A 19,443-nucleotide genomic window follows, 5' to 3' on the forward strand; every position below is an offset into this window, starting at 1 on the left:
CGGGTCAGAACCCGCGCCGGATGCTGAAGATCGCCCAGACGACCTTTCCGTGGCCGTACAGCGGCGTCCAGTTCCATGAGTCGCTGAACGCGTCGACGAGGTAGAGCCCGCGTCCGCTCTGGGAGACGAAGTCGGCCTCCCCCTGGGTCGGCACCTCATCGCTGGGGTCGGCGACCGCGCACGTCAGCCGGCCGTCGGCACGCACGAGGCCGAGGGTGACCGGCGTGTCGCCGAAGGAACGGGCCGCCCCTCCGACGGCGTGCCGCACGGCGTTGGTGACGAGTTCGGAGACGACGAGCCCGACGTCGTCGTACATGCTCGCCAGGCCCCAGCCCGCCAGTCCCTTACGCGCGAAATCCCGAGCCTCCCGGACCGATTCGGGCATGGCGGCGAGGTCCAGCGTGATCGCGTTCGCGCCGAGACTCATGGCCGACAGGGCGCGGTCGGGCCATGGTCCGCCCCTCGCGATCGCCGACCACAGCCACTCATGCGCTTCGTCGACGCTCTCTCCAGTCATCCAGCGCGCTCCGTGTGCTGTCATCGCGATCCTCTGGGAAGCAGTGATCGGCGTGCCTCGCGCGCTATCCTGCTCGACATGCCTTGCAGATGCAAGGCCCGATGCACGTGCAGACGATCGTGCAAGCTCTGACATAGACGGAAGGGAGTGGCAGACTGTGCGCTGACCGATGCTCATGGAGGTAGGGGTGGACACGACGCAGCCCGCCGGAGGACCGACCGTTCTTCGCCGGCTCCTCGGTGCTCAGCTGCGCCGGTTGCGGGAAAGGCAGGGCATCACGCGCGAGGAGGCCGGATACGCCATCCGGGCCTCCGGCTCCAAGATGAGCCGCCTGGAATTGGGCCGGGTGGGCTTCAAGGAGCGCGACGTGGCCGACCTGCTCACCCTCTACGGCGTCATGGACGAGCGAGACCGGGAGACTCTTCTCGCGCTCGCTCAGGACGCCAACACTCCTGGCTGGTGGCACAGGTACGGCGACGTTCTGCCGGGCTGGTTCGAGACCTATGTGGGGCTGGAAGAGGCGGCTGCGCTGATCCGTACCTACGAGGTCCAGTTCATCCCCGGTCTGCTGCAGACCGAGGATTACGCCCGCGCCGTCATCGCCCTGGGCAACTCGGCCGCACCTCCAGAGGAGATCGAGCAGAGGGTCAGCCTGCGGATAACTCGTCAGAAGCTGCTCACCCGAGGGGACGGACCCCGACTGTGGGCGGTCGTGGACGAGGCGGCGTTGCGACGCCCGATCGGGGGACGAGAAGTGATGCGCGGCCAGATCGAGCGCCTCATCGAGGCGACGAAGCTGCCGAACGTCATTCTTCAGGTGCTGCCGTTCCGGGTCGGCGGTCATACCGCCGAGGCCGGGGCGTTCACCATCCTGCGGTTTCCCGAATCGGACCTGCCGGACGTGGTCTACGTCGAGCAACTGACCAGTGCGCTTTACCTGGACAGGCGCGATGACGTCGACGCCTACATGGAGGCCATGGAACGCCTCTGTGTGGTCAGCGCACCTCCGGACAACACCGCCGAGATCCTCAGCAGGATTCTCCAGGAGACATGAATGCAGCACCGGGTTTACAACGGCATCCCCGCCACGGATCTGGCGGACGTGCGGTGGCAGAAGAGCCACCGGAGCAACTCACAGGGTAACTGCGTCGAGCTGGCGCAGCTCCCCGACGGGAGTGTCGCCGTCAGAAACTCCCGGCACCCGTCCGGACCCGCTCTGGTCTACACGAGAACGGAGATCGAGGCGCTGATCCAGGGCGCCAAGGCCGGCGACTTCGACACGCTGATCGCCTGACCCAACCTCACACAACACCCCCGCCCGGGCACCCTCGGCCGGGGTCACCGAAGGAGCCACCACACCGGCCTCCGCGGCACGCTCCCCGACTCGAAACCGAACAGGAACAAGTTCTCTCCGACATCGACAGATGCGGACAGGCTTGCAGATCCCGTCTTAGAACGGGTTATAGTTTCGGCGAAGCGTCGTTACCGCAGGAGGCCAGATGGGCTCGCCGGTCATCGTGGAAGCCGTACGCACACCGATCGGCAGGCGCCGCGGATGGCTCGCGGGGCTCAAACCCCAGGCGGTGCTGGCCCACGCCCAGCGCGCCGTCGTCGAGCGCGCCGGGATCGACCCGGCCGATATCGGCCAGGTCTTCGCCGGCTGCGTCACCCAGGCGGGTGAGCAGGGCGGGCACGTCGGGCGACACGCCTGGCTCTACGCCGGACTTCCCTACCAGACCGGCGTCACGACGATCGACGCCCAGTGCGGGTCGAGCCAGCAGGCCGTCCACCTGGCCGCCGCCCTCATCCACGCCGGCGTTGTCGAGGCCGCGATCGGCTGCGGCGTCGAGGTGATGAGCCGCGCGCCCCTCGGCGCGAACATCACGAGCACGGGCCCCTGCGAGGAGACCGGGGGCCGGCACCCGTACGCCCGGCCTCGCCCGGATGACTGGTCGATCGACCTGCCGGACCAGTTCACCGCCGCCGAGCGCGTCGCCGCGCGCCGCGGCCTGACCCGCGCCGACCTCGACGCCTTCGGCCTGCGCTCCCAGCAGCTGGCGGCCAAGGCCCAGGCGGACGGCCGGTTCGAGCGCGAGATCGCGCCGATCGAGGCGCCGGTGCTCGACGACGACGGCGCGCCGACCGGGGAGGTCCGCGCCGTCACCCGCGACCAGGGGCTGCGCGAGACCACCCTCGACGGCCTGTCGAGGCTGCGGCCGGCCGCCGGGGACGGGCTGCACACGGCCGGAACATCCTCGCAGATCTCCGACGGCGCGGCGGCCGTGCTGGTGATGTCCGAGGAACGGGCGCGGGCGCACGGTCTGCGGCCCCGCGCGCGGATCCGGGCCCAGGCGCTCGTCGGCGCCGAGCCGTACTACCACCTCGACGGCCCGGTCCAGGCGACGTCCACGGTCCTCGCCTCGGCGGGCATGTCCATGCGGGACGTCGACCTGTTCGAGGTGAACGAGGCGTTCGCGTCCGTGGTCCTGTCCTGGGCGTCGGTGCACGAGCCGGACCTGGACCGGGTGAACGTCAACGGTGGCGCCATCGCCCTCGGCCATCCGGTCGGCGCCACCGGGGCCCGGCTCCTCGCCACGGCCCTCCACGAACTGGAGCGCCGGGACGCCTCCACGGCCCTGGTCACGATGTGCGCCGGCGGCGCCCTGTCGACCGCCACCGTCCTCGAACGCGTCTGAACGCGCCCCCTGACGCCCACGGCTCGATCACGCCGTGAGCGCACCCTGACACGCCTTCAAAACCTGTGACCATCACGCCACGAAGGGTGATGAGACGCGCGCCACGTCCCCATCGACCTCCTTCATCTTGACCCGAGCGAGCGCTTGGTTTAGAACGTGTTTCAGAGCCAGCCGCCTCCTGAGGAGCGCCGATGCGGATCGACATCATTTCGCCGGATTTGTACGAGCAGGGGGGCTTTCCGGACGAAGGCTTCCGCCGGCTCCGGCATGAGGCGCCGGTCTACTGGCACGAGGATCCGAACGAGGGTTCGCCCGGCTTCTGGGCGGTGACCAAGTACGACGACGTGGTCCACGTCTCCCGCCACCCGGAGCTGTTCTCCTCGCACGAGCGGACGTCGATGTTCGACGAGTTCACCGACGACGACATCGCGCTGTACCGGCTGATGATGCTCTTCATGGACCCGCCGCAGCACACCAGGCAGCGGAGCTACGTCAACAAGGGCTTCACGCCACGGATGATCAAGCAGCTCGAGGAGCACATCCGCGACGTCAGCCACCAGCTCATCGACGACGTGGTCGAGCGCGGCGAGGCGTGCTTCGTCCGCGACATCTCCGCGCCGTTCCCGCTGTACGTCATCTGCGAGCTCATCGGCGCGCCCGTGGAGGACCGGAACAGGCTGTTCGACCTGTCCAACGCCCTGATCGGCTTCGACGACCCGGACTACGGCACCTCGGCCGAGCACGCGCGCGACGTCTCGGCGGAGATCCTCGGCTACGCCCACGACCTGGCGGCGTACCACCGGGAGCACCCGGGCGACGACATCGCCACCAAGCTGCTGCAGCCGGACGCCGACGGCCGGGTGCTCAGCGCGGACGAGTTCGCGATGTTCATCCTCCTGCTGATCATGGCGGGCAACGAGACCACGCGGAACGGCGCGTCCGGCGGCATGCTGACCTTCTTCCAGCATCCGGACCAGTGGCGGCGGCTGCTGGACAACCGGGGCCTGATCAGGACCACCGCCGACGAGATCGTGCGCTGGGTCAGCCCCGTCAACCTGTTCCGGCGGACGGCGATGTCCGACACCGAGCTGCGCGGACGGCAGATCAAGGAAGGCGACAAGGTCGTCATCTTCTACCCGTCGGCCAACCGCGACGAGGACGTCTTCACGGACCCGTACACCTTCGACGTCGGCCGCGACCCGAACCCGCACATCGGCTTCGGCGGCGGCGGCCCGCACTTCTGCCTCGGCACGCACCTCGCCCGGCTCGAGCTGACCGTGCTGTTCGAGGTGCTCCTGGAGCGGATGCCGGACATCGAACAGGCGGGCGAGGTCAGCCGGCTGCGGTCGAACTTCATCAACGGCATCAAGGAGCTTCCGGTCCGATTCACCCCGTCCAAACCGCGCGTCTAGAACAGGTTTCACTTATATTGGGACACGGCATGTCAGCCATCCGGACGGCCACCCGGGCGGTTGACATGCCGTCGTCCGGTGGAAGGAGCCGAATGGCCGTCTCGTCCAACGGGAACGACGTATCGATCGAGGGCCGGGTCGTCGCGATCACCGGCGCCGGCAACGGACTCGGCCGCGCGCACGCGCTCGAGTTCGCCCGCCGCGGGGCACGGCTGGTCCTCAACGACCTGCCGGGCGAGGACGTCCGGCGGACCGCCGAGCTCGTACGCCGCGCGGACGCCGAAGCGGTGATCGCCGAGGGCGACGTCGCCGACTGGGCGACCGGCGAGGCGCTGCTGAAGACGGCGCTGGAGACGTACGGGACCTTCGACGTCCTGGTCAACAACGCGGGCATCACCCGCGACCGCATGATCTTCAACATGTCCGAGGCGGAGTGGGACGCCGTCGTGGGGGTCCACCTCAAGGGCCACTTCGTGATGGCCCGCCACGCGACAACGTACTGGCGGGCCCGGTCGAAGGAACAGGGCGGCCCGGTGTACGCCCGGATCGTCAACACCGCCTCCGAGGCGTTCCTGCTCGGCTCGCCCGGCCAGCCGAACTACGCGGCGGCAAAGGGCGGCATCGCCGCGCTCACGCTCGCCGTCGCCCAGTCGTGCGGGCGCTACGGCGTGCGCGCCAACGCGATCTGCCCGCGCGCCCGTACGGGGATGACGGCCGGGGTGTTCGGCCCGCCGCCCGAGGACGGCCCCGACCCGCTGGGCCCGGAGCACGTCTCGCCCCTGGTGGCCTACCTCGCCTCGCCCGCCGCCGAGGGCGTGACCGGTCAAGTGTTCGTCGTGTACGGCGGCACCGTCGCGGTCATGGCACCGCCCACGGTGGCGACGCGCGTGACGGGCGCGACCGCCGAAGCGCTCGCCGAGGCGCTGACCGAGCTTCCCGCCGGAGGATTCAAGACAGCCGAACTGTGACGGAGGTCCGTGTATGGACATCGACCTGGTCGACCCCGACCGGTACGCGAGCGGCGGCATCCCGCACGACCAGTTCCGCCGGTTGCGCCACGACGATCCCGTCCACCGGCACCCTGGTGACCCGGACTTCTGGGCGGTCACCCGCTACGACGACGTGGTGCACGTCTCCCGCCACCCCGAGATCTTCTCCTCGTACCGGAGGCTCGCGCTGTTCCACGAGCCGACCGACGAGCAGCTCGTGATGAACCGGATGATGATGCTCAACCAGGACCCGCCGGAGCACACCCGCAAGCGGGGCATCGTCAACAAGGGGTTCACCCCGCGCACCATCGGGCGGCTCGAGGAGCACGTCCGCGAGATCTGCCGGGCCCTCATCGACGAGGTCGCGGGCCGGGGCGAGGCCGACTTCGTGCACGACCTCTCCGCTCCCCTGCCGCTGTACGTGATCTGCGAGCTCATCGGCGCGCCGGTGGAGGACCGGGAGAAGATCTTCGAGTGGTCGAACCGCCTGATCGGCGAGGACGACCCGGACCTGCGCTCGACGGAGGAGGAAGAGGGCGCGGCAGCGACCGAGTTGTACGCCTACGCCAACGAACTGGCGGAACGGCGCCGCGAGGAGCCCCGGGACGACATCGTCACGACGCTGCTGCGCCCGCACGACGGCGAGGAGCTCACGGTCGACGAGTTCGACCTGTTCATGATGCTGCTGATCGTGGCCGGCAACGAGACCACCCGCAACGCCGCGTCGGGCGGCATGCTGGCCTTCTTCGAGCACCCGGGCCAGTGGCGGCGCCTGGTCGACGACCGCCGGAACGGCGGCGACCTGGCGCGTACGGCCGCCGACGAGATCGTGCGCTGGGTCAGCCCGGTCAACATGTTCAAGCGCACGGCGATGCGGGACACCGAGCTGGGCGGGCGGGAGATCCGCGAGGGCGACAAGATCGTGGTGTTCTACGCCTCGGCCAACAGGGACGAGGACGTCTTCCCCGACCCGTACGACTTCGACATCGGCCGGGACCCGAACCCGCACATCGGCTTCGGGGGCGGCGGCCCGCACTTCTGCCTGGGCTCCCACCTGGCACGGCTGGAGCTGCGGGTGCTGTTCGAGACGCTCGCCGAGCGGCTCCCGGACATCGCCCTCGCCGGGGAGCCACGCCGTCTCCGGTCGAACTTCATCAACGGCATCAAGGCGATGCCGGTCCGTTTCAGCGGGTGATCCCCTGGTGCACCGAAAGTGGCTTTCACCACCTTTTTGGACTCCGTGCCTAATACCAACCCGCCAGTAACTCTTGTCAGGCTATGGTCTAACTTCACCAGGAGTGACACTTGCGGGAGGGGCGGCGCGTGGGTGAGGTCGGCAAACCGTTGCGCGTGGCCATGCTCTCCTACCGCAGCAAACCGCACTGCGGCGGCCAGGGCGTCTATCTGCGGCACGTGTCCCGGGAGCTGGTCGACCTCGGGCATCACGTCGAGGTCTTCTCCGGCCAGCCGTACCCCGAGCTGGACCGCGACGAGATCGTGCTGCACAAGGTCCCGAGCCTGGACCTGTACGCCGACGAGAACCCGTTCCGCACCCCGGCGCTGTCGGAGTACCGCGACTGGATCGACGTGCTGGAGTTCGCGCACATGAAGACCGGCGGCTTTCCCGAGCCGCTGACCTTCAGCCTCCGGGTGCTGCGCGAGCTGCGCGGACGCCGCGACAGGTTCGACGTCGTGCACGACAACCAGGTGCTCGGCTACGGCAACCTCGCCATCCCCCGCCTCGGCCTGCCCATCGTGACCAGCATCCACCACCCGATCAGCGTGGACCGCCGGATCGAGATCGAGGCGGCCAAGGGCCTCAAGGAGCGGCTCGGCAAACGCCGCTGGTACGGCTTCGTCGCCATGCAGGCGCGGGTCGCCCAGCGCATCGGCCCGATCCTCACCGTCTCCGGGTCGTCCAAGCGCGACATCATCCGCGACTTCCAGGCGCCGCCCGAGCAGGTGCACATCGTGCCGCTCGGCGTCGACACCCGCTACTTCCACCCGCGCGGCGAGCGCGTGCCCGGCCGCATCGTCGCCGTGGCCAGCGCCGACTCCCCGCTCAAGGGCGTCGCGACGCTGCTGCGCGCCGTCGCCAAGCTCGCCACCGAACGCGACGTCCACGTAGTGGTCGTCGGCAAGCCCACCCCCGGCGGCCCCACCGACAAGCTCGTCGGCGAACTGTCGCTCGGCGACCGCGTCCGGTTCGTCTCCGGCATCTCCGACGAGGAGCTCTGCGAGCTGCTCGCCAGTGCCGAGATCGCGGTCGTGCCCTCGCTGTACGAGGGCTTCTCCCTGCCCGCCGTCGAGCACATGGCCTCGGGCACCCCGCTCGTCGCCAGCCGTACGGGTTCGCTGCCGGAGGTCGTCGGTGACGCGGCCGTCCTCGTCGAGCCCGGCGACGTCGAGGAGCTGGCGGGCGTGCTCGGCCGGCTGCACGACTCCCCCGAGGAACGCGAGCGGGTCGGCGCGGCGGGCTACGCGCGCGTGCAGGAGCGGTTCACCTGGTCCGCCGTCGCGCGGGCCACCGTAGGCCGGTACGAGGCCGCCATCGCCCGCCGGCGCGGGCACCGCCCGGAAGGAGCATGACCCTGCTGACCGTGGATTTCGACCGGTTCCGCGTGTCGCCCGGCGAGCACGTGCTCGACATGGGCTGCGGCGCCGGGCGGCACGCGTTCGAGCTCTACCGGCGCGGCGCCAACGTGGTCGCGTTCGACCGCGACGAGGGGGAGCTGGCCGAGGTGGCGAAGATGTTCGCCGCGATGGAGCTGGAGGGCGAACCGCCCGAAAGGGCGTCGGCGCGCACGGTGACCGGCGACGCGCTGAGCCTGCCGTTCCCCGACGACGCCTTCGACAAGATCGTCGCCGCCGAGGTGCTCGAGCACATCCCGGACGACATGTCGGCCATGGCGGAGCTGCTGCGCGTGCTCAAGCCCGGCGGCGAGCTCGCCGTGACCGTGCCCTCGTGGCTTCCCGAGCGCATCTGCTGGGCGCTGTCCGAGGACTACCACACCGCGCCGGGCGGGCACGTGCGCATCTACACGCGCGCCGAGCTCGAGGCCAAGCTCAAGGCGACCGGCTTCGAGGTCGGCGGCCACCACCACGCCCACGGCCTGCACGCCCCGTACTGGTGGATCAAGTGCGCGGTCGGCGTCAACAACGACGGCAACCCGCTCGCCAAGGCGTACCACCAGGTGCTCGTCTGGGACATCATGAAGCGCCCCCTCGCGACACGCCTCGCCGAACGCGTGCTGAACCCGGTCATCGGCAAGAGCGTCGTCGTCTACTTCACCAAGCCCACCGCCCCGGTCACCGAGGAGCAGGAGAAGGCGCATGCCGCGGCCTGAGGCCGTACCCGGAATCCTGACCGCAGACGACATCCTCGCCACCGCCCGCAGCATCGCCGCCCAGCAGGAGCCCTCGGGCGCCATCCCGTGGTTCGCGCCCACCGACGGCGTCCCCGGCCACGTCGACGCCTGGAACCACGTCGAGGCCGCCATGGCGCTCTCCGCCACCGGGCTCCGCGCCGAGGCGCGCCGCGCGTACGAGTGGTTGCGCGCGAACCAGCGCGACGACGGCTCCTGGCCCGCCAAGTGGGTGCTGGGCGAGATCACCGAACCGGGCGGCGAGTCCAACCACGCGGCGTACGTCGCCGTCGGCGTCTGGCACGAGCTGACGCTCACCGGGGACCTCGCCTTCGCGGAACGGATGTGGCCCACGGTGCGCCGCGCCATCGAGTTCACGCTCGGCCTGCAGACCGCCCGCGGCGAGATCATCTGGATCCGGCACCCGGACGGCTCCCCCGACGACCACGCGCTGCTCACCGGCTGCTCCTCCATCCACCAGTCGCTGCGCTGCGCCGTCGCCCTCGCCGAACACCTCGGCGAGCCCCAGCCCGACTGGGAGCTCGCCGCCGACCAGCTCGGCCACCTCGTCGCCTCCCACCCGGAGGCGTTCGCCGACAAGAGCCGGTTCTCGATGGACTGGTACTACCCCGTCCTCGGCGGCCCGCTGCGCGGCCCCGCGGCGTACCGCCGGATCGACGAGGGCTGGGAGACGTTCGTCGTCGACGACCTCGGCTGCCGGTGCGTCTCCGACCAGCCCTGGGTGACCGGCGCGGAGTCGAGCGAACTCGTGCTCGCCCTCGACGCGATGGGCGACATCGCCCGCGCCCGCGAGGTGTTCGCCGCCATCCAGCACCTCCGACACGACGACGGCTCGTACTGGACCGGCTGGCAGTTCGCCAACCGTCGCCACTTCCCCGGCGACCGCTCCACGTACACGGCCGCCGCCGTCGTCCTCGCCGCCGACGCCCTCGCCGACGCCTCCCCCGCCGCCCGCCTGTTCAAAGAGGTCGACGGCCGCCCCCTCGGCCCCTCCGAGCCCGCCGACCCGGTCGCCTGCGGCTGCGAGTCCCTGCCCGACCCGGTACGCGCGCCGCGCTGACCCGTTTCAGCCGCGCTGGTCGGCGAACGCGCCGATCAGCTTGGCCAGCTCGCCGGGCCGCTCGGCGACCATCGCGTGGCTCGCCCCCTCGACCCGGACGACGCGCACCGCGGGGTTCGCCTCCGCCGCCTCGGCCAGGCGCCTCTCGAAGTTCCGCCGGTAGGCCGCGTACAGCTCCTCGAACGGCCGCTGCTCCGGCAGGTCCTCGGTCGCGACCGCGACCAGGAGCGGGCACCTCACCCTCCGGTAGACCGGGATGACGTCGAGCGTCTCCAGCGCCGTACGGAGCCCGTCGAGGACCTCGGGCGAGGGCCGCATCCAGGTCTCCCCGTCCCGGGTGACGAGGTTGCGCCGGAAGCCCTGGACCGCCATCTCCTCGGACGCACCGTGCCGCCGCGCCATGGCCCGCTGCCCTTCCAGGGCCGCGTCGATCTGCTCGGGCGACAGCGGCCGAGCGTACGCGGCGGACACGCCGGCGAACGCCGCCCGCAGCCGGTCGAGCTCCGCCTCCGCCCGCGCGGGCTCGAGGCCGTCGAGCTGGTCCGGCCGGGCGGGCGGCGGGGTGCCGTCGACGCTCACCGCCAGCGGGCACTCCGGGTGGCGGTCGGCCCACAGCGCGGCCAGCATGCCGCCCAGCGACCAGCCGACGACCGCGGGCGCGCCCAGGTCACGGGTGGCGGTCTCGAGGTCATCGAGCACCGCCGCCCACTCCCACGGCCCGTCACCGGACTCGCCGTGACCGCGCAGGTCGACGGTGACCACGCGGAAGCGCGCCGACAGCTCCCGTGCGAAGGGCTCCATCGTCGCCAGGTTGGCGCCGGCCCCGTGCAGCAGGAGCAGGGGCGTCCCCGGCCCGCCGAAGTCGTGCGTCGCGATCGGCACGTGCATGGGAGTTCCTCTCATGGGGTCGGAGACCGCCGGTTCAGGCGGTCGCGTACGGACGCGGGCGTCACGCCGCCGTCCGGATGGCGTTCGAGCTTGCCGCGCGTCACCAGGTCGTGGACGCCCTGCCGGGTGATGCCGAGCATCGCTCCGGCGACCGAGTACGACACCGCCTGCACGGTGGGATGCCCGACCCGCCGGACGACGACCTGCCCTAGGGGCGTGCGCCACCAGTCGGCGGGCGGATCGAACGGCCCGTCACCGGGGTAGAGCGTCGCGACGACCCGCACGATCGCGTGCGTCGCGGCCTGCTCGTCGCCGTCGAGCATCCGGTCCGCCCAGGCCTCCGCCCGCGCCCGGACCGTACGGCGCAAGGCCTCCACCGCCTCGTCGCCATCGAGGAGGATCTCCAGCGGATCGAGCAGCCGGACGTCGATGAGGCGGGTCAACTGGTCGATGAGCTTGTTGCGAATGGTCGGCCTCCCGGCAACTCGGTGCGCCCGACGACTCGGTCACGTCTACTTGACGGCCATCGTCCAGTACTTGCCAGCAACCGTCAAGTAGCTGGCCTTCCAGTCACCGGAAGGCTTGCCGCTGGTGACGGCATGGCCTCGGCGAATTGCGGTGCGTGACGGCGAAGGTTTGCAATGATGACTGCGAGAGCAACGGAACAGCGAAGGGAGGGGCATATGTCGTACTCGCCGAAACTCGCCGCCGCGTTGTCGGGAGCGACCATCCGTCAGTTGGCGCATTGGCGGCGTCCCGGTCCCGGCACCGAGCCGGTGCTCATCCCCGAGCTTTCGACCGAACGGCCCATCCTTTACTCGTTCCGCGATGTCATTGCCCTCCGTGCCTGCGTTCGGCTCCGGCAGGAGACCTCACTGCAAAAGATCAGGCGCGCACTCGACTCCCTGCGCGGCGACTTGGGGTTGCGCGACCACCTGTCCGAATATCGGCTGGTCGCCGACGATTCGTCGATCTATCTGGCGGATCGGGACCACGCGGTGGATCTGGTCCGCTCGAAGGGCAACATCGTCATCCATCAGTTCGTCGACGTTCTCCGGCCGTTCTATGTCCAGGGGCGGCGGATCCCCGGCCTCCTGAACCCGCGTACCCACGTCGAAGTGGATCCGGCGGTCCGCGGTGGCGAGCCGGTGATCACCGGCACTCGTATCCCGTACGAGGACGTGGCTGCGCTCATGCGCGACGGCGTCTCCGCCGAGAAGATCCACGACTTCTTCCCTCATGTGACGGCCGACGCGGCACGCGATGCGTTCGACTTCGCCTCGTACGTCGACAGTTACGATGCTCGATCCGGCACCAGGCCCGAGGCCGTGGCGTGAAAATCCTTCTCGACGAGAACGTGCCTCAACCGCTGGCCTCCACCATCAGAACCCTGCTGCAGTGCAAGCATGAGGTCACCCACGTCATCGACCTCCCCGGCTGGTGCGGCACGAAAGACATCTCGCTATACGGCAAGGCGGCCGACACCGGCTTCACGGTCATTCTCACAAATGACGCGAAGCAGCTGAAGCGCAGACCAGAGGTCGAAGCGATCGCCCAGTCCGGGGTTCACCGCATCCAGTATGGCCGCCGCGTGGCCCAGACCGGACCACGTACACCCAGCCGAGCTCGACTCACAGGTGAGTCCGTACTGGACTCCGGAAGTTGCACCGCTTTTCTATCGAAAGAATGAGTAAGCGAGTGCCCTCACAATCCCAAAAACCAGCGAGTCAAACTTACAGCCTGATTTCACCTCTCAATGGATCCAGCAAGTCGGGATCTTGGGCGATGAGCCGCTTTTCAAAGTCCAGCCAGCCAGCCTGTGCGATATAATCCGCTTCAGCTGAAGCTATTGGCACCGCCCATACCATGACCGCTCGATTCCCGGACTCCAAATCCACACCCGAAAAATCGTCATCATAATATACCGGGATCGCTGCATAAAATACATCAAGACGACTTTGTGGAACGAGAGAGCCAGAAGATTCGATTATCTCGCCCCTGAGGATTGGTCGGCCATGATTCACTACGCGCATACCTAGTTCATATACCGCCCCAACTAGAGACTCTGAGGCATATGCCGAGTGAACGCCAATCAAAATCTCTTGATGGATCTCCTTCTCGGAATTTGAAGCCTTGAACCCATACTTACTCAAACCAATGGTGGCGTAGGTGTCGACCCCCGAGAGGACACCCTCTTGAAAGTGGCCAATCCGAAAAGGCATTCGCCTTGAATCCGGCCCCGTTGTCCAGCCTTCGGCGAGACGTCCGAGCCTGCGCTCCATGTGGTCAATTAGCCTCATCGCTCACCGTTCGAATCTCGAATCATCGTTTCCGCCACCTCGATTGCAGGGTATACATTCCAATCCAGTCCCCTCGTGATAGTTATCCAGCACCTCCTGACGGGACACGCTAGGCGGAAACCTTATGTTGGTCCATGACGGATTGTGGCTGACGTCCCAATCGCGCTGGACGTTGGGTGTCCGCGGAGGCACCATAACCTCGCCCGCGCAGTTAGGACCCTGGGTGGGACACAACCGCCCTCCATTAGGTCCAGTCTCTGCATTGTTCGATGCACCATCCTCCGTTGCCGCACGGAAGCTACCTCGGCTGGTTACCTGGCCTGTCGCGTTCGTACCTCGGAGTAGACCGTCAGGACCAGGTTGGCCTGGCTCCACTGCGTCGGGGTTAGTGGCGAACCTTCCGTCAGCGCCCCTGGGCTGCTCGGTACCACAGTTGTGAACGAGGACAGATGCTGCGCCCGCCAGCACGTAGTAGGTGTGGAGGCCGCCGACAGTGAGGTCGTAGGTGGTCGCGGTGGCGGTGTAGCGGCGGACGTCGAGGACTTCAGCCGTGCGGCCGCCTGGTTCTTGGAGTCGGTCGCCGGGTTTGAGCTGGGCGGCGTCGACGAACGCGGCCTGGGTGATGTCGTAGAACGGGTGATGTTCGGTCGTGGTGAGCTTGCCGGCCCATCCCGGCCGACCGTGTTCGTCGTGGGTGGCGATCGTCAGGTCGACGAAGTCGCGGTCGGTCTTGGTGACGATGACCTTCTCGACCCGATGCTCCTCGCTCTTGCCATCATCACCGGGAACCGCGTTCGCGACCTTGTCGCCGACCTTGATCTCACCGACCGGCTTCAAACCACCATCGGCCATCAACACCAACGTCGACGCCGTGAAGCTGTGCGTGGCCCCGCAACCAGCCGGGCTCGCCGACTCGGCATCACCGCCACGGAAACGGCCTCGTACGGCTCCGGCACCTGTGGCGATCGCGCCACCGGCGGCCCCGCCGACCGCGCCGACCGCAGCGCCACGGGCCGCCGCATCGCCCAGGCCCGACCACGAACACCCGGCCGAGCTCGACTCACACGTCAGCCCGTAATCGACCGCAGACGTCGCACCGCCCGACCAAGGTTTACTATATGCATTGCGGCAAGCCGCCGGGTCCGCATATCCGGCGTAAGAGGCGAGTACGACAACCTTACCCGCCTACCCGATAACGACACACTCCGGCGAGATGATGATCCTCACTCTAATTCTTTAAAATGACAGGTCGCCGTTCATCGTAAAGCCGGTTCAAAAAATCTACGACACTAACGCCATACATGCCGAGATACGGACTATAACCTCCGTAAATCTTCAATGCGATGCTGGCCATGAAAAAGAGGCCGTAATCTGTTTGCGCAAAAGGATAGAGAGGGCCATCGCCTGCCGCCGGCTCGTACTCTGTGCGCAAAATCGCCCAGCTCATGTTGCGAAGCGTCTTCGCCGAATCGAAGACAGTACATACGTCGATGTCTTTACTCTGAAAATGAGGATGAACCAACCTCAAGCCGTCGAATGACTCGATTAGTCTACTAACACTTGACGGGATCTCATTTCTTCCCAATTCACTACACATTGATACATAGGCATGCGGAACCTCGACCCTCCGGCCGTCCCGCCATCCTGCGACCACCAGACCGCAGTGTGCCTTTTCGCTCAATTCATCGAATCTCACTGGCGACTCCTCTCACCCTACTCGCCTCGCACCCCCACCGATAAGAATCGGGAAGCACGACTGAGCGCAGGAGGCAACACTATCGCCCGAACTCCTGTAGACGCTCGCAAATTCTACGTTCGACAGAGTCGCCGCCTCGTCGGTGTATGCGCCCGCCAACGCCCTGCTGCAGGACCTGATTTCCGCGCAGTTGTCCCATGCCCACACTTCGCCGCCTCCAAGGTGCGCGCGTTCGGTAAGGGCCGGCTCATAATGCGGATCACCATGTCCGGCGCCACTATATCCGACCTCGTATGGACCCGGCTTTCCATCACCCCGGTCGATAAGGCGGGCGACCGACACCTTTTCAACATCCTCCGGCGCCTTCTTCGCCGCCGCACGGGCCGCCGTAAAACAGGCGTCGGTATGGTCGGGAATGGAGAAAGCGTCTCTGAGGACGCGCGCGCGGGTGCAATACCTACCTGCCTTCGGGCCGAAGACGCCGGCGAATACGCAGCCTTATCTTCGTAGTTTGATTCAGCGCCGCTGTGACGTGATACTCGCCGTCGGCGCGGCACGGGTCTCCGCGGTGACGGCCGAGGCGGCCCAGCACCCGAAGACGCGCTTCGTCGTCGCCGGACCCGGCGGGGGCCGCAATGTGACCTCGGTGGAGGCCGATTCCCCAGACCTGCCCTCCGTGATCTCGGACGCCGTCGTGCAGGCGGTGCGCACCGATTGACGGTTCCGGAAATCGCATTGCGAACGGCGCCCGGCACCTACCAGCATCGGGCGGTATGCGCGTCGAGGATCTGGTCAGGCTGGAAGAGCGGGGCGAGCTGCCGGAGCTGCTGCTGTTCTGGGGGCATCGGCCGCCGAAGGGCGGTGGCGTCGGGAAGAGCTGCCTGAGCCAGTGGTATCCGGCGCCGTTCGCGGTGGGCGGCGTGCGGTACGCGACCGCCGAGCACTACATGATGGCCGGGAAGGCGCGGCTGTTCGGGGATGCCGAGGCGGAGAAGCGCGTGCTCGCCGACGATGACCCGGGCAAGGCCAAGGGCGCCGGGCGCAAGGTGCGCGGGTTCGACGAGCAGGCGTGGGCCGAGCACCGGTACGGCCTGGTCGTCGCGGCCAATGAGGCGAAGTTCGGGCAGAATTCCGCGCTGCGCGGCTTCCTGCTGGGCACGGGCGACCGGGTGCTCGTGGAGGCCAGCCCGTACGACACCGTGTGGGGCATCGGGCTGTCGGCGTCCCAGCCGGAGGCGCGGCGCCCGGCGGAGTGGCGCGGCCTGAATCTGCTCGGTTTCGCGCTGATGGACGTCCGCGCTCTGCTCGGCGGCTGACCGGCGTCCGGATCCGGTCGGATGCGGAGCGTGCCGGTATGGTCGCCGTCGGCCCGTTTCTGATAGAGATCGGATTCGGGTCTTGGCCGATGGCCCTTGGCCCATGGCCGAACGGCTCCCCTTCGGAGGACGGATGACGGCATCGCTGCTCCCGAGCGATCCCCCGCAGATCGGTGACTACGCGCTGACGGCGCGCCTCGGGGAGGGCGGCCAGGGGGTGGTCTACCTCGCGGCGGACCGGTCCGGGCGCCAGGTGGCGATCAAGCTGCTGCGCGCGCAGCTCAGCGAGGACACCAAAGCTCGTTCGCGGTTCGTCCGGGAGCTGTCGGCCGCCGAGAGGGTCCCCGGGTTCTGCACCGCGCCGGTGATCGACGCGAACGTCGCCGGCGACCAGCCGTACATCGTGAGCGAGTTCGTGCCCGGCCCGGCGCTGCAGGAGCTGGGCCGGCTCGCCGAGCCCGACCTGCTGCGGCTCGCGATCGGCACCGCGACCGCGCTCGCGGCGATCCACCAGGCCGGGATCGTGCACCGGGATTTCAAGCCCGCGAACGTCATCATGGGGCCGGGTGGTCCCCGCGTCATCGACTTCGGCATCGCGCGGGTGCTGGACTCCGACGCGACGATGACGAGCCAGGTCGTCGGCACGCCCGCGTACATGGCGCCGGAGCAGCTGGCCAACGGGGCGATCGGGCCGGCCGCCGACCTGTTCGCGTGGGGCCTCACGATGGTGTTCGCGGCGACCGGCCGCCGGGCCTTCGCGGGTGACTCGGTTCCGTCGGTGATGCACGGGATCCTGTACGGCGCTCCGGATCTGAACGGGCTGCCTCCGTGGCTGGCGGGGCTGGTCGCCGCCTGCCTGGACAAGGACCCGCGGCGGCGGCCGACCGCTGTCCAGGCGCTCGTGCACCTGCTGGGCGCGCCGCCCGGCGCCCCTCAGGGCGACGTCACGACCCTGCTCACGCAGGGAGCCGCCGTCGCCACGCAGCAGCAGGGCGCGGTTCCGGTTCCGGTCCGCGCGGCGCCCCGAGGCGTCCCGGCGCTCGCCCTCATCGGCGTGGTGCTGGGCGTGCTGGCGAGCTCACTGCCCGCGAGCGGGGTGAACCTCGCGATCCCCGCGATCCAGGCGGCCATGCACGTCAGCGTCGGCAGCCTGACCTGGGTCGCGAACGCACAGCTCCTGGGGCTGGCGCTCACGGTCGTCGTCGGCGGGTGGCTCGCTGACCGGTTCGGGCGCAAGAAACTCTTCGTCATCGGTACGGCCGCGTGCGCGGCGGTCACCTTCCTGACGGCTCTCTCGCCCGCCGTCGGGGTGCTCATCGCGCTGCGGCTCGTGGCGGGCGTCGCGGCGGGCCTGGCGCTGCCCGCCGGGCTGGGGCTCGTCCGGGAGGCCTTCTCCGGCGTCAGGCTGAACGTCGCCACCGGGATCTGGGGCGCCGTGACCGGCGGCGCGGCGCTCGCCGGCGTGTTCCTGGCGTGGCCGGTGATCTCCGGGCTCGATTGGCGGTTCGTGTTCATCCTCCCGGCGGCGGTGGGCGTCCTCGCCGCCCTGATCGTCCTGGTCGCCGGCCGGGAATCGCGCGGCGACGCGGCGGCGTCGTTCAGCGCGCCCGGGATGGTCTTCCTGTCGGCGGCGCTGTTCGTGCTGACCTTCGCGGTGATACGTGTCCGCGTGTCGAACGGCGTGGTCACGGGCGTGCTGCTGGTGGGTGCCGTGCTGCTGGTGGTCATCTTCTGGATCGTGGAGTCGCAGATGCGGCGCGGCCGTCCTCCGGTCCTGCTGGCCTCCCCGTCGCTCCCGGCGGCGATCGGCCTCACGGCGATCGGCTTCGCCGCGCTGAACGGCCTGTACTTCCTGCTGACGATCTATCTGCAGGTCGTTCTCCACAGGTCGCCGGTGTCCACGGCGGTGGGGGTGCTGCCGATGACGCTGGCGTACGTCGTCGGCGCGGGCGTGGCCGCCGCCGTCGGCGGGCGGGCCGGGCCGCGGCCTTCGCTCGTCATCGGGCTCCTGCTCACCATGGTCGCGGCGTTCGGCCTGTCCTCCCTCGGAGCGCACTCGTCCTACACCGCCGTGTGGCCGTGGCTGCCGTTCGCCGGGCTCGGTCTGGGCCTGGTGATCCCCACCGCCGCCGCAGCGGTCCTCGGGCACTCCCCGACACGCCTCGCGGGCGCCGCGGGCGGGCTGCACCAGGGCGGGCAGCTCATCGGCGGCGCCGTCGGAACGTCCGTCCTGTACGCCCTGGCGCTTCCCTCTGGCGCCGACGGCTCGCTGATCGCCGGGATGCACACCCAGCTCGTCGTCATCGGTGCGATGGCGATGGTCACCGCGGTGTTCGCGGTGTTCGTCCGGCGCGCGCAGAGCTGAGGGTCAGGACCGCTCGAGGACGCGGAGGGAGCCCTCGACTCGGCGTTCGGTCCACTGCCCGGTGGCCAGGGCCCGCTGGTAGACACGGTACGGCGCCTGACCGCCGTCGGTGGGGTCGGGAAAGATGTCGTGGAAGGCGAGGGCGCCGCCCGGCATGACGTGCGGCGCCCAGCCGTCGTAGTCGGCCTGGGCGAGGTCCTCGGCGTGGCCGCCGTCGATGAACACCATGGCCAGTGGCCGCGTCCACAGCGCCGCGACGGCGCCGGACTCACCGACGATCGCGATGACGTGGTCCTCGAGGCCGGCGGCGGCGATCGTCCGGCGGAACACCGGGAGGGTGTCCATCCGGCCCGTCGTCGGGTCGACGAGGGCGGGGTCGTGGTACTCCCAGCCCGCCTGGTTCTCCTCCGAGCCGTGGTGGTGGTCGACCGTGACCACCGTGGAGCCGACCGTACGGGCGGCGGCGCCGAGGTAGACGGCCGACTTCCCGCAGTAGCTGCCGACCTCGAGGATCGGCCCGCGCGCGCCGTACTTCAGGGCCGTCTCGTACAGCGCGAGCCCTTCCGGCACCGGCATGAAACCCTTGGCGGCCTCGGCGGCACGCCGCAGGTCGGCGGGCATCGGCACGTCGGTCACGGGCGGTCGCTCGCCGGTCGTCGGCAGCGGCACGTCGTTCGTCGCCTGGCTCGTCATCCCGGGCACCCTATCCGCCGTGACCGACGGTCCCCCATCCAGGCCTCATGTGGCCCAGGTCACATATCGATCATGTAATCGTTTCCATATAGTCCCGTGTAATCGTTTCCACACCGCTGATCAGG

At 69.0% G+C, this 19,443-nt stretch carries 21 protein-coding genes; 14 read left to right on the forward strand and 7 right to left on the reverse strand.

Going from position 1 to position 19,443, the window contains the following annotated elements; translation table 11 throughout:
- Positions 1-4: 4 nt before the first annotated feature.
- Positions 5-517 (reverse strand): ATP-binding protein, encoded by a 513-nt coding sequence (locus tag ACYVF7_RS48425; RefSeq protein ID WP_460353066.1) that lies wholly within the window; start codon positions 515-517, stop codon positions 5-7.
- A 175-nt stretch (positions 518-692) separates the two neighbouring features.
- Here ACYVF7_RS48425 and ACYVF7_RS48430 point away from each other — a divergent pair, with 175 nt between their 5' ends.
- From ACYVF7_RS48430 to ACYVF7_RS48470, 9 genes are all read left to right on the forward strand, one after another.
- Positions 693-1,571 (forward strand): helix-turn-helix domain-containing protein, encoded by an 879-nt coding sequence (locus tag ACYVF7_RS48430; protein WP_460358518.1) that lies wholly within the window; start codon positions 693-695, stop codon positions 1,569-1,571.
- Positions 1,572-1,811 carry a DUF397 domain-containing protein gene (locus ACYVF7_RS48435; protein WP_433182041.1) on the forward strand — a complete coding sequence of 80 codons (240 nt, stop codon included), beginning with the start codon at positions 1,572-1,574 and terminating at the stop codon, positions 1,809-1,811.
- A gap of 205 nt (positions 1,812-2,016) precedes the next feature.
- Positions 2,017-3,213, forward strand: a complete 1,197-nt coding sequence (locus tag ACYVF7_RS48440; RefSeq protein WP_460353069.1) for a steroid 3-ketoacyl-CoA thiolase — start codon at positions 2,017-2,019, stop codon at positions 3,211-3,213.
- 191 nt (positions 3,214-3,404) lie between these two features.
- Positions 3,405-4,625 carry a cytochrome P450 gene (locus ACYVF7_RS48445; protein WP_460353072.1) on the forward strand — a complete coding sequence of 407 codons (1,221 nt, stop codon included), beginning with the start codon at positions 3,405-3,407 and terminating at the stop codon, positions 4,623-4,625.
- A 92-nt stretch (positions 4,626-4,717) separates the two neighbouring features.
- On the forward strand, positions 4,718-5,593 hold the full coding sequence (locus ACYVF7_RS48450; RefSeq protein ID WP_460353075.1) for an SDR family oxidoreductase: 876 nt from the start codon (positions 4,718-4,720) through the stop codon (positions 5,591-5,593).
- Positions 5,594-5,606: 13 nt separating this feature from the next.
- Entirely contained in the window at positions 5,607-6,809 is a 1,203-nt protein-coding gene (locus ACYVF7_RS48455) for a cytochrome P450 (protein WP_460353077.1), read from the forward strand.
- 161 nt (positions 6,810-6,970) lie between these two features.
- Entirely contained in the window at positions 6,971-8,203 is a 1,233-nt protein-coding gene (locus tag ACYVF7_RS48460) for a glycosyltransferase family 4 protein (protein ID WP_460358521.1), read from the forward strand.
- Positions 8,200-8,961, forward strand: coding sequence for a class I SAM-dependent methyltransferase (locus ACYVF7_RS48465; protein WP_460353080.1), 762 nt, complete (start codon positions 8,200-8,202; stop codon positions 8,959-8,961). The genes ACYVF7_RS48460 and ACYVF7_RS48465 overlap by 4 nt, the downstream gene beginning before the upstream one ends.
- Entirely contained in the window at positions 8,948-10,060 is a 1,113-nt protein-coding gene (locus ACYVF7_RS48470) for a prenyltransferase/squalene oxidase repeat-containing protein (protein WP_460353081.1), read from the forward strand. The genes ACYVF7_RS48465 and ACYVF7_RS48470 overlap by 14 nt, the downstream gene beginning before the upstream one ends.
- A 6-nt stretch (positions 10,061-10,066) precedes the next feature.
- Here ACYVF7_RS48470 and ACYVF7_RS48475 read toward each other — a convergent pair whose 3' ends face one another.
- Both ACYVF7_RS48475 and ACYVF7_RS48480 read right to left on the reverse strand, forming a co-directional pair.
- On the reverse strand, positions 10,067-10,948 hold the full coding sequence (locus ACYVF7_RS48475) for an alpha/beta fold hydrolase (RefSeq protein ID WP_460353085.1): 882 nt from the start codon (positions 10,946-10,948) through the stop codon (positions 10,067-10,069).
- A gap of 11 nt (positions 10,949-10,959) precedes the next feature.
- Positions 10,960-11,391 (reverse strand): hypothetical protein, encoded by a 432-nt coding sequence (locus tag ACYVF7_RS48480; RefSeq protein ID WP_460353088.1) that lies wholly within the window; start codon positions 11,389-11,391, stop codon positions 10,960-10,962.
- Positions 11,392-11,631: 240 nt separating this feature from the next.
- Between ACYVF7_RS48480 and ACYVF7_RS48485 the strand changes: the two genes are divergently transcribed.
- Together ACYVF7_RS48485 and ACYVF7_RS48490 are read left to right on the forward strand one after the other, a co-directional pair.
- Positions 11,632-12,285 carry a DUF433 domain-containing protein gene (locus ACYVF7_RS48485; protein ID WP_460353091.1) on the forward strand — a complete coding sequence of 218 codons (654 nt, stop codon included), beginning with the start codon at positions 11,632-11,634 and terminating at the stop codon, positions 12,283-12,285.
- Positions 12,282-12,638: a DUF5615 family PIN-like protein gene (locus tag ACYVF7_RS48490; protein WP_460353093.1), complete on the forward strand. Its 357-nt coding sequence runs from the start codon at positions 12,282-12,284 to the stop codon at positions 12,636-12,638. The genes ACYVF7_RS48485 and ACYVF7_RS48490 overlap by 4 nt, the downstream gene beginning before the upstream one ends.
- Before the next feature lie 43 nt (positions 12,639-12,681).
- On the opposite strand, the gene ACYVF7_RS48495 is transcribed toward ACYVF7_RS48490, so the two are convergent.
- From ACYVF7_RS48495 to ACYVF7_RS48505, 3 genes are all read right to left on the reverse strand, one after another.
- Positions 12,682-13,230 carry a suppressor of fused domain protein gene (locus ACYVF7_RS48495; protein WP_460353096.1) on the reverse strand — a complete coding sequence of 183 codons (549 nt, stop codon included), beginning with the start codon at positions 13,228-13,230 and terminating at the stop codon, positions 12,682-12,684.
- A gap of 21 nt (positions 13,231-13,251) precedes the next feature.
- Positions 13,252-14,100, reverse strand: a complete 849-nt coding sequence (locus ACYVF7_RS48500) for a Hint domain-containing protein (protein WP_460353099.1) — start codon at positions 14,098-14,100, stop codon at positions 13,252-13,254.
- 376 nt (positions 14,101-14,476) lie between these two features.
- A complete protein-coding gene (locus ACYVF7_RS48505; protein ID WP_460353102.1) occupies positions 14,477-14,944 on the reverse strand; it encodes a hypothetical protein in 468 nt (155 codons plus the stop codon).
- Between the two features lie 511 nt (positions 14,945-15,455).
- Here ACYVF7_RS48505 and ACYVF7_RS48510 point away from each other — a divergent pair.
- The 3 genes from ACYVF7_RS48510 (at position 15,456) to ACYVF7_RS48520 (ending at position 18,625) form a co-directional block, all read left to right on the forward strand.
- Positions 15,456-15,662, forward strand: a complete 207-nt coding sequence (locus ACYVF7_RS48510) for a hypothetical protein (protein WP_460353104.1) — start codon at positions 15,456-15,458, stop codon at positions 15,660-15,662.
- Positions 15,663-15,717: 55 nt separating this feature from the next.
- The gene (locus tag ACYVF7_RS48515; protein ID WP_460353106.1) at positions 15,718-16,260 is read left to right on the forward strand and encodes an NADAR family protein; all 543 of its coding nucleotides are present in this window, start codon (positions 15,718-15,720) and stop codon (positions 16,258-16,260) included.
- Positions 16,261-16,393: 133 nt separating this feature from the next.
- Positions 16,394-18,625: an MDR family MFS transporter gene (locus tag ACYVF7_RS48520; RefSeq protein ID WP_460353109.1), complete on the forward strand. Its 2,232-nt coding sequence runs from the start codon at positions 16,394-16,396 to the stop codon at positions 18,623-18,625.
- 3 nt (positions 18,626-18,628) lie between these two features.
- Here the strand turns inward: ACYVF7_RS48520 and ACYVF7_RS48525 are convergent, their stop codons facing one another.
- Positions 18,629-19,246: a class I SAM-dependent methyltransferase gene (locus ACYVF7_RS48525; RefSeq protein ID WP_460358524.1), complete on the reverse strand. Its 618-nt coding sequence runs from the start codon at positions 19,244-19,246 to the stop codon at positions 18,629-18,631.
- Positions 19,247-19,443: the final 197 nt, after the last annotated feature.

It is taken from the genome of Actinoallomurus acanthiterrae (assembly GCF_054775715.1).

What these genes read in the sequence shown, in the direction of transcription:
- ACYVF7_RS48425 (WP_460353066.1), bottom strand. Translation starts at nt 517, where the DNA reads ATGACTGGAGAGAGCGTCGACGAAGCGCATGAGTGGCTGTGGTCGGCG.
- ACYVF7_RS48430 (WP_460358518.1), top strand. Translation starts at nt 693, where the DNA reads ATGGAGGTAGGGGTGGACACGACGCAGCCCGCCGGAGGACCGACCGTT.
- ACYVF7_RS48435 (WP_433182041.1), top strand. Translation starts at nt 1,572, where the DNA reads ATGCAGCACCGGGTTTACAACGGCATCCCCGCCACGGATCTGGCGGAC.
- ACYVF7_RS48440 (WP_460353069.1), top strand. Translation starts at nt 2,017, where the DNA reads ATGGGCTCGCCGGTCATCGTGGAAGCCGTACGCACACCGATCGGCAGG.
- ACYVF7_RS48445 (WP_460353072.1), top strand. Translation starts at nt 3,405, where the DNA reads ATGCGGATCGACATCATTTCGCCGGATTTGTACGAGCAGGGGGGCTTT.
- ACYVF7_RS48450 (WP_460353075.1), top strand. Translation starts at nt 4,718, where the DNA reads ATGGCCGTCTCGTCCAACGGGAACGACGTATCGATCGAGGGCCGGGTC.
- ACYVF7_RS48455 (WP_460353077.1), top strand. Translation starts at nt 5,607, where the DNA reads ATGGACATCGACCTGGTCGACCCCGACCGGTACGCGAGCGGCGGCATC.
- ACYVF7_RS48460 (WP_460358521.1), top strand. Translation starts at nt 6,971, where the DNA reads ATGCTCTCCTACCGCAGCAAACCGCACTGCGGCGGCCAGGGCGTCTAT.
- ACYVF7_RS48465 (WP_460353080.1), top strand. Translation starts at nt 8,200, where the DNA reads ATGACCCTGCTGACCGTGGATTTCGACCGGTTCCGCGTGTCGCCCGGC.
- ACYVF7_RS48470 (WP_460353081.1), top strand. Translation starts at nt 8,948, where the DNA reads ATGCCGCGGCCTGAGGCCGTACCCGGAATCCTGACCGCAGACGACATC.
- ACYVF7_RS48475 (WP_460353085.1), bottom strand. Translation starts at nt 10,948, where the DNA reads ATGCACGTGCCGATCGCGACGCACGACTTCGGCGGGCCGGGGACGCCC.
- ACYVF7_RS48485 (WP_460353091.1), top strand. Translation starts at nt 11,632, where the DNA reads ATGTCGTACTCGCCGAAACTCGCCGCCGCGTTGTCGGGAGCGACCATC.
- ACYVF7_RS48495 (WP_460353096.1), bottom strand. Translation starts at nt 13,230, where the DNA reads ATGGAGCGCAGGCTCGGACGTCTCGCCGAAGGCTGGACAACGGGGCCG.
- ACYVF7_RS48500 (WP_460353099.1), bottom strand. Translation starts at nt 14,100, where the DNA reads ATGGCCGATGGTGGTTTGAAGCCGGTCGGTGAGATCAAGGTCGGCGAC.
- ACYVF7_RS48515 (WP_460353106.1), top strand. Translation starts at nt 15,718, where the DNA reads ATGCGCGTCGAGGATCTGGTCAGGCTGGAAGAGCGGGGCGAGCTGCCG.
- ACYVF7_RS48520 (WP_460353109.1), top strand. Translation starts at nt 16,394, where the DNA reads ATGACGGCATCGCTGCTCCCGAGCGATCCCCCGCAGATCGGTGACTAC.
- ACYVF7_RS48525 (WP_460358524.1), bottom strand. Translation starts at nt 19,246, where the DNA reads ATGCCCGCCGACCTGCGGCGTGCCGCCGAGGCCGCCAAGGGTTTCATG.